Origin of the sequence: Streptococcus cristatus ATCC 51100 (assembly GCF_000222765.1) — a bacterium.
Classification (GTDB): Bacteria; Bacillota; Bacilli; order Lactobacillales; family Streptococcaceae; genus Streptococcus; species Streptococcus cristatus.
Genome location: NZ_AFUE01000010.1, coordinates 157,751 through 169,884, shown reverse-complemented (window position 1 = coordinate 169,884; position 12,134 = coordinate 157,751). Strand labels below are relative to the sequence as shown.

Annotated in this window: 14 protein-coding genes and 1 pseudogene; all 15 read right to left on the bottom strand. The window is 43.6% G+C overall.

Annotated elements, in window-relative coordinates:
• Positions 1–16: 16 nt before the first annotated feature.
• On the bottom strand, positions 17–640 hold the full coding sequence (locus HMPREF9960_RS09705) for a TIGR01906 family membrane protein (RefSeq protein WP_005590478.1): 624 nt from the start codon (positions 638–640) through the stop codon (positions 17–19).
• A complete protein-coding gene (locus HMPREF9960_RS09700) occupies positions 633–1,403 on the bottom strand; it encodes a TIGR01457 family HAD-type hydrolase (RefSeq protein WP_005590480.1) in 771 nt (256 codons plus the stop codon). The genes HMPREF9960_RS09705 and HMPREF9960_RS09700 overlap by 8 nt, the downstream gene beginning before the upstream one ends.
• A 3-nt stretch (positions 1,404–1,406) precedes the next feature.
• Positions 1,407–2,150, bottom strand: a complete 744-nt coding sequence (locus tag HMPREF9960_RS09695) for an acyl-[acyl-carrier-protein] thioesterase (RefSeq protein WP_005590482.1) — start codon at positions 2,148–2,150, stop codon at positions 1,407–1,409.
• Between the two features lie 3 nt (positions 2,151–2,153).
• Positions 2,154–3,284: a radical SAM family heme chaperone HemW gene (gene hemW, locus HMPREF9960_RS09690; RefSeq protein ID WP_005590483.1), complete on the bottom strand. Its 1,131-nt coding sequence runs from the start codon at positions 3,282–3,284 to the stop codon at positions 2,154–2,156.
• A 116-nt stretch (positions 3,285–3,400) separates the two neighbouring features.
• Positions 3,401–3,694, bottom strand: coding sequence for a cupin domain-containing protein (locus HMPREF9960_RS09685; protein ID WP_005590484.1), 294 nt, complete (start codon positions 3,692–3,694; stop codon positions 3,401–3,403).
• Between the two features lie 212 nt (positions 3,695–3,906).
• Positions 3,907–4,509: a hypothetical protein gene (locus HMPREF9960_RS09680; RefSeq protein ID WP_005590485.1), complete on the bottom strand. Its 603-nt coding sequence runs from the start codon at positions 4,507–4,509 to the stop codon at positions 3,907–3,909.
• Between the two features lie 181 nt (positions 4,510–4,690).
• The gene (gene rfbB, locus HMPREF9960_RS09675; protein WP_005590486.1) at positions 4,691–5,737 is read right to left on the bottom strand and encodes a dTDP-glucose 4,6-dehydratase; all 1,047 of its coding nucleotides are present in this window, start codon (positions 5,735–5,737) and stop codon (positions 4,691–4,693) included.
• A 241-nt stretch (positions 5,738–5,978) separates the two neighbouring features.
• Positions 5,979–6,572, bottom strand: a complete 594-nt coding sequence (locus HMPREF9960_RS09670) for a dTDP-4-dehydrorhamnose 3,5-epimerase family protein (RefSeq protein ID WP_005592488.1) — start codon at positions 6,570–6,572, stop codon at positions 5,979–5,981.
• Positions 6,573–6,576: 4 nt separating this feature from the next.
• Complete coding sequence (gene rfbA, locus HMPREF9960_RS09665) at positions 6,577–7,446, bottom strand: glucose-1-phosphate thymidylyltransferase RfbA (RefSeq protein WP_002913447.1); 870 nt, start codon at positions 7,444–7,446, stop codon at positions 6,577–6,579.
• A 252-nt stretch (positions 7,447–7,698) separates the two neighbouring features.
• A pseudogene (locus HMPREF9960_RS11150) lies at positions 7,699–7,861 on the bottom strand (zinc transporter); the annotation flags it as partial.
• A 22-nt stretch (positions 7,862–7,883) separates the two neighbouring features.
• Complete coding sequence (locus HMPREF9960_RS09655) at positions 7,884–8,354, bottom strand: 8-oxo-dGTP diphosphatase (RefSeq protein ID WP_005590490.1); 471 nt, start codon at positions 8,352–8,354, stop codon at positions 7,884–7,886.
• A 110-nt stretch (positions 8,355–8,464) separates the two neighbouring features.
• Entirely contained in the window at positions 8,465–9,505 is a 1,041-nt protein-coding gene (locus HMPREF9960_RS09650; protein ID WP_005590492.1) for a hypothetical protein, read from the bottom strand.
• Positions 9,506–9,514: 9 nt separating this feature from the next.
• Positions 9,515–10,618: an NAD(P)/FAD-dependent oxidoreductase gene (locus HMPREF9960_RS09645; protein WP_005590493.1), complete on the bottom strand. Its 1,104-nt coding sequence runs from the start codon at positions 10,616–10,618 to the stop codon at positions 9,515–9,517.
• 11 nt (positions 10,619–10,629) lie between these two features.
• Positions 10,630–11,427: a Nif3-like dinuclear metal center hexameric protein gene (locus tag HMPREF9960_RS09640; protein WP_005590494.1), complete on the bottom strand. Its 798-nt coding sequence runs from the start codon at positions 11,425–11,427 to the stop codon at positions 10,630–10,632.
• Positions 11,414–12,103 (bottom strand): tRNA (adenine(22)-N(1))-methyltransferase, encoded by a 690-nt coding sequence (locus HMPREF9960_RS09635; protein WP_005590495.1) that lies wholly within the window; start codon positions 12,101–12,103, stop codon positions 11,414–11,416. The genes HMPREF9960_RS09640 and HMPREF9960_RS09635 overlap by 14 nt, the downstream gene beginning before the upstream one ends.
• Between the last annotated feature and the right edge of the window lie 31 nt (positions 12,104–12,134).

Here is a 12,134-nt window from a genome sequence, read left to right as displayed (position 1 = left end):
ATCTCCTTTGTTATTATTAGCTACGAGTCTTTCTACTGAAAAAATACAAACTTAAAAAGATTCCTTCATAAAGAAGAGCAAAAAGAATAAAGGCGTGCATGAAAAATTCTTCTGGCAAAATCCAGATGACTGGATCCTTGGCTGGATCAAACAACCAGGTATTGTCTCCCACAAAAAGCACTTGATGAAAGAGCGTAAAAAAGCTGTTAAAACCAATCAAGCCAGCCAAGCAAATCATGACGAAGGGCAATACGCTCAAGATAAATAAGCTTCTTTGATAAAGAGCTAGAACTCCTTTTTTGACCACTTTTTTGATAAAGAAAATCAAAGCAGGCAGAGTAACTAGAAAAATAGCCTGCGCCAAGTGGAAAAGATACTTGACTGCCTGAAAATGACGCAGACCTGCTGCTGACGAACGAAAATCCGGCATCGACAGCTTCTGACTAAAAGGATTGGTCAGGTAATTCATCAAAATGTTGAAATTATACTGGATGGTCTCTGCTTTCAAATGAACCTTATCGGACAAAGCGAAATAAGAAATCTCCATCGGGTATAAGAGCCAAGCCAGATAAATGGTCAACAAAATGGCTGCTGCCAGCAAGCACAAGACGCTGGCTGAAAATCTCAACTTATCACGCATCGAAGTCCCACTCCGCTAGACTGGACAAGACATGCGTCGGTTGAATCGGCAGATTTGGCACCTCTTCTGGCAGGGTAAAGCCTGTCGTAACCAAGAGGGTCGGAATGCCATTGTCGATTCCCGCTCGAATATCTGTCAGGTAGTTATCGCCGACCATAACCACATCCTCACGCGCCAGCCCTAGATGCTCTATGGCTTTTTCCATAATGATGGCATTGGGCTTGCCAATAAAGGTTGGCTTAACCCGAGTAGCTGCTTCCAAGAGGGCATTGATCGCGCCAGCCCCCGGCTGCAGACCTCGCTCCGTCGGAATATTGAGATCTGGATTGGTCCCGATAAAATGAGCACCCTTTTGAATAGCTAGCGTCGCAATCGTCAACTTCTCATAGTCCACTTCCCAGTCCAGACCCACTACCACATAGTCGGGGGTTTCTGTATCTTCCTCATAGCCAGCTTCTTCAATGGCATGTTTAAGCCCGACATCTCCGATAACATAGACTTTCTTGCCAAGATTTTTCTCCTGCATATAGTCAATAGTAGCTAGAGTTGCTGTGTAAATAGTCTCAAGCGGCGTCTCAATATTGAAATTCTCAGCTAGCATGGTTTGAACCATTTCTGGCGTACGCGTGGTATTATTGGTCACGAAAAGATAGGGAATACTGCGCTTCTGCAACTCGTGTACAAAGGCCTCTCCTGCTGGGATCCGGCTCTTTCCCTTATAAATCGTCCCATCTAAATCAATCAAATATCCTTTATAAGTCATACATTACTTTCTAATCTCTTTTATCTCTTGCCAAGTGATCATAGCCTGGGCATTGACTTCACCGTCACTGGAAATCTGGTGATTACTCTGCAGGCCATCTAGTTCGTAGCTAGAAGCAATCATGCCACCCGGTCGAACTTCCTTGACATACTTCAGGTTAATTTTCTGAGGAATATGCTGGGTAAGAAAGTCTGCGCCCATGACCTCAAAAATCCAATCTAGGTACTTGCTGTTGTTAACATGCCCGTTCATATCCAAGTCGTAAAAGCGCACATGATAGTCCTTGCTGACAGGATTTTCTAAGTTTGGATATTTAGGGCCACGCAGTAATTTCTTAGAAAATTCCGACTGATAAGGTGCAACAATTTCAGGTTCAACTGCATGAACCTTGCGGCTATCCCGATCCATAAGGACAAAGGTTGCCATCATCTGGATAATAGCCTCACCCGCTTCATCAAAAATCGTGAAGCGACGGTAGCAAAAAAGCCGATTATAGGTCAAAGCTTCTGTCTCAATGGTAATTTCCTCTGCAAATCGTGGCAGTCGTGTCACATCAATATCGTAGTCCGTAATAATCCAGACTAGATTATACTGCTCCAGCATGTCCTTGTCGCTGACGCCGAGCTCAATCGACTGCATGCCTGATACCTGCAAGGACAGTAAGATGACATCAGGCAGCTTGATATGGCCATTCATATCTGCCATATCAAAAGGAATTTTCATTTTCATTTGATAAGTTAAGCCCATGATTTACTCCAATATAAATTTCTCAGCAACCGTATCGCCCAAAAAGAGGCCTTGTTTAGTCATGCGTACGATGTCTTTGTCTGGCACTAGCAAGCCCTGCTCAGTCAGCTCAGACACAACAGCACCGTACTGGTCTTCAAAGGAAAGACCGAATTTTTCCTCGAAGCGCTTTTTGGAAACACCTGATTTCTTCCGCAGTCCTAGAAACATCTCTTCTTCCATCTTTTCATTCAGCGTCAGCACTTCTTCCTGAACACGGGCATTACCCGCTTCCACTGCTTGCAGATAATGACGAATGGGGCCGTGATTTTTATAGCGAACACCATTAACGTAGCCAGACGCTCCCGCTCCAATACCATAATATTCCGCATTGTCCCAATACATGAGATTGTGGCGGCTCTCAAAGCCTGGCTTGGAAAAGTTTGAAATCTCATAATGCTCAAAGCCCGCCTTTTCCAACTCCGAAATAATGTATTCAAACATCTCTGCTTCCAAGTCTTCTTTGGGTAGAGGCAACTTTCCTCTCCTCATCCGATTCATGAAGACTGTATGATTTTCTAAAATCAAACTGTACAAACTCATGTGGGGAATGTCCAGAGCAATGGCCTTGGCTACATTGGTTTTCACATCCTCCATAGTCTGCTTGGGAAGGGCATAAATCAGGTCAATCGAGATATTATCAAAACCTGCTTTTTTGAGATTGGCAATGTTCTCATAGATATCCTTTTCCAAGTGACTGCGGCCAATCTGCTTGAGCATGCGATCATTAAAGGTTTGCACGCCCAGCGAAACCCGATTGACAGGCGAGTCTTTAAGTACAGCAATCTTCTCCTGATCCAAGTCCCCAGGATTGGCTTCAATGGTCAGCTCTTCTAGATAAGACAAGTCCAGCTTGTCCGTCAGCTTTTCCAGCAAAAAAGCCAACTGAGGCGCCGATAGAGCCGTCGGAGTCCCACCACCGATATAGAGGGTACGGAGCTTTTTGATATCGTAGGAATCATACTCCTCAATCAAATGCTCCAGATAACTATCTACCGGCTGATTTTTGATAAAAACCTTGGAAAAATCGCAGTAATAACAAATCTGAGTACAAAAAGGAATATGCACATAGGCAGAAGTCGGTTTAGTTTGCATAGTATTTATTATAGCATAAAATTAGCGACAAAGCCCCCTTGGAAAATAGAATAAAAAAACTCAAGAAATAGGAAAATTCCTTGAGTTAATGTTGAAAGAGCTTCCGTTCGAGTAGATCACGGATAAAGCAACTGCTGAATCACTAAAACATGGCTCTCTTCTACGCCATATAAACTATGAAGTTCATTCGGCTCCATAGTCAGAAAACTTCCCGGTACCAATTGTACAGTTTCTCCTAAGGCAGTAAAATCCACTTTTCCTTCTAGACAGACAACTGTAACAAGAGCATCTGCGCTATGTTCAGGGATTTGTTTTCCTTTAGCAAGGTGCAAATGTCGGATGAGACGTCCTTGCTCTTCGACCGGAGTTTCAACCACATCAACATTTGGATCTATTGAGTAAAATTTCATCGTTTTCCCTCCTTTTCTTCATTTTAGCATAATTCCGAAGAATTGTCTGAATTTTTTAATATTCTTAATTACTACCTACAAAGTTACATAATATGGTATTTTCATCATGCTCTATTCAATTAATTTTCTTAAATATAAAAAAGATTGAAGAACGTCATCTAAAATAGATCTTTTCTTCAATCTAGAAATTTGGTTTAAATTAGATTTTAAAATCATTGAATTCTATAAGCCATACTGATCTGGATTTTAGCAACTCCATTCTGCAGGCTGATTTTGTCAATGCTGAACGGACTCTGCGGCAGAGATAGAAGGAAACTATCTCCCTCCGTTGTGATAGTCGAATTAGAGGTCTGCAGTTGCTGCTTCAGCATGCCAGTCACCCAAGATTTAGGGATAGGAAGGATGCCTAGCTTGGCGCTATCAATTGTGATGTACAAGGCACTCCCCTTCACCGTCACATCTACCTCTAGATCTAGCTTACTATCAATAAAAAATAGCTTAACCGGATACTGGATGCGCAGCTTATTGCCTTCAATGCTGTAAGCACTGTTCAGCAGCTCCTGATTCTCGCTATCAGTCAGCGAAGACTTGAGAAGCTGATTAAGCTGGACACTGTTTAGAGAGACTTCTGTGCTGACTCCCTGAGCCGTTACATTAGCATTGTTCAAAGTCGGCTCAATCATACTTTCCCACGAAGTATTCGCTTGAACATTTTTTAGTTGTTCATTCGGATTGATAGAAGAAGGAACCAGAAATAGCACTGCTGCAAGCAACAGCACCAAGACAATTCCTACCAATCTTTTGATCAATTTCATTTTTGTCTTCCTTTACTTTGAGAAATATCCTTAGCTGAAAATACAGAAAGGATTTATCTCATTTTACACTATTTTTACATCATTTTCTGTAACAAAGAGATTAAAAGGCTAACAATCCTATGAAAAAGGCTGGGACAAATAATCCCAGCCTCTTAGTCGCATATTGCCTGTATAACAAGGCTTACTTAATCACTTGTTGCGTCTTAGCATAGTTAGCTTCGACTGCTTCTTTTTCTGATTTCCACCAGTCTTGATTGTCTGTGTACCACTTGATGGTCTCTTTGAGACCTGCTTCAAAGTTGGTAAACTCTGGCTTCCAACCTAGCTCATCACGGAGCTTGCTAGCATCAATAGCATAGCGGAGGTCGTGGCCGGCACGGTCTGTCACATGGTCATAAGCATCTGCTGGCTGTCCCATTTCCTTGAGAATCAGCTCTAGAACTTCCTTGTTGTTCTTCTCGCCATCAGCACCAATCAAGTAAGTTTCACCGATTTGACCCTTGGTCAGAATCGTCCAAACACCTGATGAATGGTCATTGGTATGAATCCAGTCACGGACATTCTTGCCTTCACCGTAGAGTTTTGGCTTGATACCGCTCAGGATATTGGTAATCTGGCGCGGAATGAACTTCTCGATGTGCTGGTAAGGACCATAGTTGTTTGAACAGTTAGAAATAGTCGCTTTGACACCAAAAGAGCGCACCCAAGCTTTGACAATCAAATCTGAAGCTGCCTTGGTTGATGAGTAAGGCGAGCTTGGATTGTACTTGGTTTCAGCGGTAAATTTCTCACCTGGACCTTCTCCATGACCTGGCAAATCTTCACGCAGAGGGAGATCTCCATAGACCTCATCAGTCGACACATGGTGGAAACGAATGTCGTATTTACGAGCTGCTTCCAAGAGTGTGTAAGTTCCGATGAAGTTAGTGTGAATAAATGGACTCGGATCATTGAGCGAGTTATCATTGTGGCTTTCTGCCGCATAGTGAACGATAGCATCCGCTTCGGAAGCCAGCTTATCTACCAAGTCTGCATCAGCAATATCTCCAACAACCAACTCAACGCGGTCGCCTAAAATTTCTTCGATATTGGCACGATTACCCGCGTAAGTCAGCTTGTCCAGCACTGTCACATGGACATCTGGAAAGTTATTGTAAACATAGTGGACAAAGTTAGAACCGATAAATCCAGCTCCACCAGTCACGATAATTTTTTTGTATTCAGTCATTTTTATTCCTTAAACTTTTTTATAATTGCCTTAAGTGGTGGGGACGCAAGCAAACCTCCGGTTTCATTGCTTATTTTCGAGCCTAATGTCTCAAAAATCCCCTGTCATTTAACAAACTAAACAATTTGTTACATGACTTACACCACAGCGGCAATCATTTCTTTAATTCGCTTCGCTCGGATTAGAGCTGAGCTAAATCATATATTTCAGTATCAATTAATGAATCAGAAAAGAAATCTTCTTACAGATCTTCTTTTCTTAATGGTTTGACATCCTTAAGTAATGGATGGTTCTTGTCTGCTTCTGAGACTTCTGCTGCTTCTAGGTTTTCCCACTGGATGCCTAAAGCTGGGTCTGCATAGTTGACAAAGGCATACTTAGGTTTGAGTTCCAGAGCCCAGTAGTCATTTACCAGATAGCTATAAGAAACGGTATCAGAAAGGACTTGGAAGCCGTTGGCTACGCCACGTGGCACAAAAATCCCCTTGCTGGCAGCGATTACTGTCTGGTAGGTATTGCCAAAAGTCTCACCCTCACGCAAGTCAACCCAAGATCCCAGCACCTTGCCGTCATCTGCGACAGAGATGTACTTGTCCCAAGGTTCAGCATGAAGACCACGCAGGACATTTTTACGAGAAAAGCTGACATTATTTTGTAGTTTTCCTTCTGCAAAGAAGCTTTCAGGGAAGCCTAGAGGCAGCATTTTTTCCTTTTGGAAATTTTCCTTAAACCAGCCTCGGTTATCCCCGCGAACAGGAATATCAAATTCTAGCATTCCAGGAATTCCGGGAACTTCACGCGCTGCTAATTCCTTATCAAAAAATTGTTCCGTCATCTTCTTATTCTTCTCCAATCAAGCGCAAGAGATAGTGCCCATATTCATTCTTTTTCAATGGTTGCGCCAATTCATGCACTTGCTCTTTAGTGATATAGCCCATACGATAGGCAATTTCTTCCAGATTTGCCACCTGCACGTTCTGCATACGCTGAACCGTTTCGATATATTGAGCGGCTTCTAAGAGACTTTCGTGGGTACCTGTATCCAACCAAGCAAAACCACGTCCCATAAGCTCAACAGACAAATCGCCACGTTCCAAGTAAGCCTTGTTGACATCAGTGATTTCCAGTTCTCCGCGAGGACTTGGTTTGATGTTCTTGGCAATTTCTACAACATCGTTATCATAGAAATAGAGTCCTGTCACTGCATAGTTAGAGCGCGGCTGTTCTGGTTTTTCTTCGATGGAGATAGCATTCATATTTTCATCAAATTCTACGACACCAAAGCGTTCTGGATCCTTGACATGGTAGCCAAAGACAGTTGCTCCTTTTTCCTTAGCAGCAGCATTTTGGAGCATTTTACTCAGACCTGGTCCATGATAAATATTATCCCCAAGAATCAGCGCCACGCGGTCATCGCCAATAAAATCAGCCCCAATAATAAAGGCCTGTGCCAGTCCGTCCGGACTTGGCTGCTCTGCATAAGAGAGCTTGATACCGAACTCAGAGCCATCTCCCAGCAGATCCTCAAAACGAGGCAGATCCGTCGGAGTGGAGATAATCAAGATGTCCTTGATGCCAGCCAGCATAAGAGTTGACAGTGGATAATAAATCATGGGTTTGTCATAAACCGGCATGAGCTGTTTTGACGCAGCGCGGGTCAATGGATACAAACGTGTACCAGAACCACCTGCAAGAATAATACCTTTCATATGAGTTTCCTCTCTTAATGTATTCCCTTTATTTTACCATTTTTGAAAGCGGATGTCATCCTTTTCACCCCCCTTAATAAAAGAAAAAGAGCGGAAATTCCGCTTTCTTCCGCTCTTTGATTCCAAGTTGGTATCACCCCAAAGCTACATCCAAGACCATCATGAGAACGAAGCCCACCATGAGACCTAAAGTCGCCACATCAGTATTGCCATTGGTCTGCGAATCCGGTATCAGCTCCTCTACCACCACGAAAATCATAGCTCCTGCTGCGAAGCCCATCATAATGTCCAGCAGCTTGCGACTGACCTGTTTAAAGAAAAATACAATAGCCGAGCCCACAATAGTACAACTCCATGTGAACAGCCCAGCCAAGAATGCCTGCATAACCACAGGCTGCGACCGTAACCAGTCCAAAATTTCTCCTTATCCTCAGAAATCAATCATACAAAATCGTCTTGGTTTCCCCGATACAGTGTTTTTCCTCATTCCAGTAATGAATCCGCTCGAAAGAGCCTTTCCTCCAGTAGAGAGGCAAACGTTCACGTATGTCGTCCTGCATATCTATTTGGCCAAGTTCCGAAATCTTCCACCATTTGGGCTCCCCTTCATGATCGTTTCCCCTGACTTGCCCCTCAAAGGCAGTGCAAAGAAAATCGTAATACACATACCGTTCTTTTTTACTCGGATTAGTGAAGCCTGAAATCCCCTTCAATTCCAGGTTTAGAGCAGTCAGCCCCGTTTCTTCTTTTAATTCGCGCCTTGCAGCCTCAAAAAAAGATTCTGGAAACTCCACCTTCCCGCCAGGTTGTATCCACCCTTTAAAGTTATCATGCTGGCGATTAAGCAGTAAAATTTGATCGTCTTTTTTTACACAAATATTGACCCAATTCAAAATAGTTTCTGTCATATCAAACCTTCCTCACATGGAACTAGTAACTTTAAGAAAAGCACTATCATGACACTTGCACAACCACAAGCTGTAATTGGAAACAAGGCTTCCAAAAAGATTATTCTAACTTAATATTGTTCATTTTGGATAGAAAATCGAACGATCTGATGATTTTGAACAATGACCTTGTATTTACCAAATCCAGAATACTTACTATGTTTCCCGACACTAATAGTCATAAGATAGCGTGCGTTCGGTAGCTTGGTTAAGTCTAGCTCCTCTTGTAAAATCTGCTTGATTTTATCATCATTTTTCTGGTCTTGACCAATACTAATGATAGATCCATCGTCTTGCTCCACGTTCAAAGTTACCTTCATTTCAATGGCAAGAGCCTCTTTTTCCAACATGTCAGAAATAGGGATTGGATACAAGCCCTGCAAAGGCTGGCCTTCTGCCCGATTCTTCTCTATAAGAGCCTCGTATGTATCAATATTTGGCGCATCCTTATCTATCATAAAATCAAGGGATTCTAGATATAGTTTCTTCTCATTCGCTCTTGCAAAACTTTCTTTTACAGTCTCTAAAGTTTCACTATAACCCGGACTCAGCTCAAGTCCCCTATAAGCGATACTAGGAAAAACTTGATAAATAGCATATCCCTTTTCAAGCTGTAGGTCAATATCCGTTTTTCCATATTTCTCATCCCGAGAGGTGTAGTACTCAATTCGGTCACCGATCTTAACCGTTTTCCCCTCAATTTCCTCAGAATACTCTGCACTGATTAAATAACCAGCAAAAGAGGTATAGTTTTTATTAGCATCTATAACTCTGACCGTTCCTTCAAAACCACTCTGCTTATAGGAGCGCTGAACAGCCTGTACCATTTCATATTTCGGCACCCGTACAAAAATTCCCCACATATCTATGAAACTCAGAAACATAGAGACAAGAGCCATGAAACAAACGATCACCACACTAGATAGGAAGCAGCCCAAAACACCAAAACCTATTTTCTTTTTTGTATTCTTTGCTAGTTCCTGATTTCCTCCATTATTTTGAGCAATAAGAGGATGTTGAGAACGACTTTTGTGTCTAGTAAATAGAATAAGTGAGATTGAAATTGATATTGATATTACTAGTAAAAGTAAAATGAGAAATATTATAATCATTTGTTTTCCTTAAGTGCCTTCTTCTTTCTCCACGTACCGTTCAATAGGATAGTCAGATGGATCTAGCAGTCCTGCTTCTCCTAAAGCCATCTGGGCCAATTGGCGTCCGATGAGCGGACCAGTTGTCAGACCAGAAGAGCCTAGACCGCTGGCTGCGTAGACATGCGGTAAGTCTGGAACAGCGCCAAAGAAAGGAGAAAAGTCGCTGGTATAAGCCCGCGTTCCCACACGCTCGCCTAGAATCTCTGCAGTAGCCAACCTCGGCAAATAAGTTTCCGCTTCTTGCTGCAACTGATTCAGCACCGTCTTATCTACTGTCAAATCAAAGCCCTGATCATTTTCATGACTGGCACCGACACTGACCTTACCTGCTAGAAAAGGAATGATATCCAGCTCGCCCTCAGGCATCACAACAGGGTAGTCATCCGTCTTTTCAGCCAGCTTAAAATCACGCAACTGTCCCTTTTGCGGCCGAACATCTGTCTTATAGCCCAGTGGCTGCAAGATTTCTCCCAGCCAAGCTCCCACAGCTAAAATAACACAGTCAAAGCTCTGACCATCCACCAGAAGTTGCTCTCCTTCTACTGTCAAGCTTACCTTTTTCTCAACTAGTTTTGCCTTACTAGCTTTCAGAAGCGTCTCCGTTAAGAGTGCTCCCTCCACACGAGCCCCGCCTGAAGCATAGAGAAGTTGATCAAAGCCTTGCAAGTTTGGAAATTTCTCCTGCGCTTCCTGACGGCTGAGGAGACTCAAGTCCCCTATTAATGGCGACTCTTCCCGACGATTAAAAGCTAAATCATAAAGCTCCTGCAGCTTGCTCTCGTCCTTTTTCAGCAGATAAACACCTGTCTGTTGGTAAAAGTCTGTCTGGATTCCAGCCGCTTTCAAATCCTCAATCAAGTGCTGATAAAAATCAGCTCCCAGACGCGCCATCCTATACCAAGCCTTATTGCGACGCTTGGAAAACCAAGGACTGATAATGCCAGCGGCTGCCTTGGTTGCCTGCCCCTTGCCGTCATCAAAGATAGTCACTTCCACATCTGGGAATTTGGACAGATAGTAAGCCGCTGTTGAGCCAACAATCCCAGCTCCAATCACTGCTACTTTTTTCATGTCGCTCCCTCTCAAATATGCCGGAAAGGATTGGTCCAAGCCTGACTAGCCAGAATCTCAAGCTCCCATCCCTCTTCTACCTTCCAAGTATCAAGCTTTTCTTTTAATTTTTCCGTAAAAAGAACCTCGATATGGTGTCCAGGATCCAGCGCCAAAAGCCCCTCTGTCAGCATTTCCTGAGCAGTGTGATAGTAAATATCACCTGTTATGTAGACTTGCGCTCCCTTGGCGATAGCCTCTGGATAAAAGGACTGACCGCTGCCGCCACAAATAGCCACACGCTCAATCACGCGTTCGAGATCTGCTTCTTCATAAGCGACCAGACGCAAACTATCTAGTCCAAAAGTTTCCTTGACCTTAGCCGCAAAGTCCCCAAAAGTCTGAGGAGCAATCCTCCCCACGCGGCCAATACCGTGATCTGGCTCCGTCTGACTGAGAAAACTTGTCTCCTCAATCTCAAGAAGCTGGCAGAACCAGTCGTTAAGCCCGTCCTCCACAACATCAATATTGGTATGGCTGACATAAACAGCAATATCATGCTTGATGAGGTCTAAAATCATCCGATTTTGTGCTTTATCAGCCACTAGATCCTTGAGCGGTCGAAAAATAGGCGCATGCTTAACAATAATCAGTCCAGCACCTGCCTCAATAGCCTCCGCCACCGTCTGCTCACGAATATCCAGCGCTACCAGAACCTTGTCAACTTCTTTGTCCAAAGTACCGATTTGCAGGCCTGAAATGTCGCCCTCCATGGACAGTTCTTGCGGGCAATAGGCTTCATAACGGGCGATAATCTCACTTGCTAACATGGAGTACCTCCTTGATACTTTCGATTTTTTGGGACATAGCAGAGCGTTCTAGCTGATTCTTTTCTGGGATATGAGCTAAAGCTTCTTCGAATTTCTTCAGTTCTCTCTGCCATTTTTTCCGAAAAACTGGAGATTGCTGTTCTAACAGGAAAGGACCAAAGCGTTTTTCTTGCTCCGTCAAAGTTTGCTGGCCTGCTTCTGCCACTAGGATTTCGTAAAACTTACCAGCCTCTTCCAGCATATCCTCTGCCAGCAAGCGAAAGCCGTTAGATACCAGCCAGCTGCGAAGTTCATCCTCTCGGTTATTGGGCTGCAAAATCAAGCGGGAAATAGACCCAAGCTTAGCTCTGCCATTTTCCAAAATCTCTGAAATCAAGCGACCACCCATGCCAGCGATGACGATAGTATCAATCTGATCTTCTACTTCAAAAGCAGCCAGACCATTAGCCAAGCGAACCACAATCTGCTCCGTCAGTCCATGCTCAGCAACATTTTTCTGGGCAGACTGAAAAGGCCCCTCTACCACTTCACCGGCCAGAGCCTTCTCAATCCGTCCCTGCTGAATCAGGTAAATAGGCAGATAGGCATGATCGCTCCCAACATCCAGCAACTTTGCCCCCTCCGGCACAAAAGCAGCTACTCGCTCCAAGCGTTGGGAAATACTCTTTTTTTGCATCGCTTACTCTTTTCTAAACATTCTTCTACTC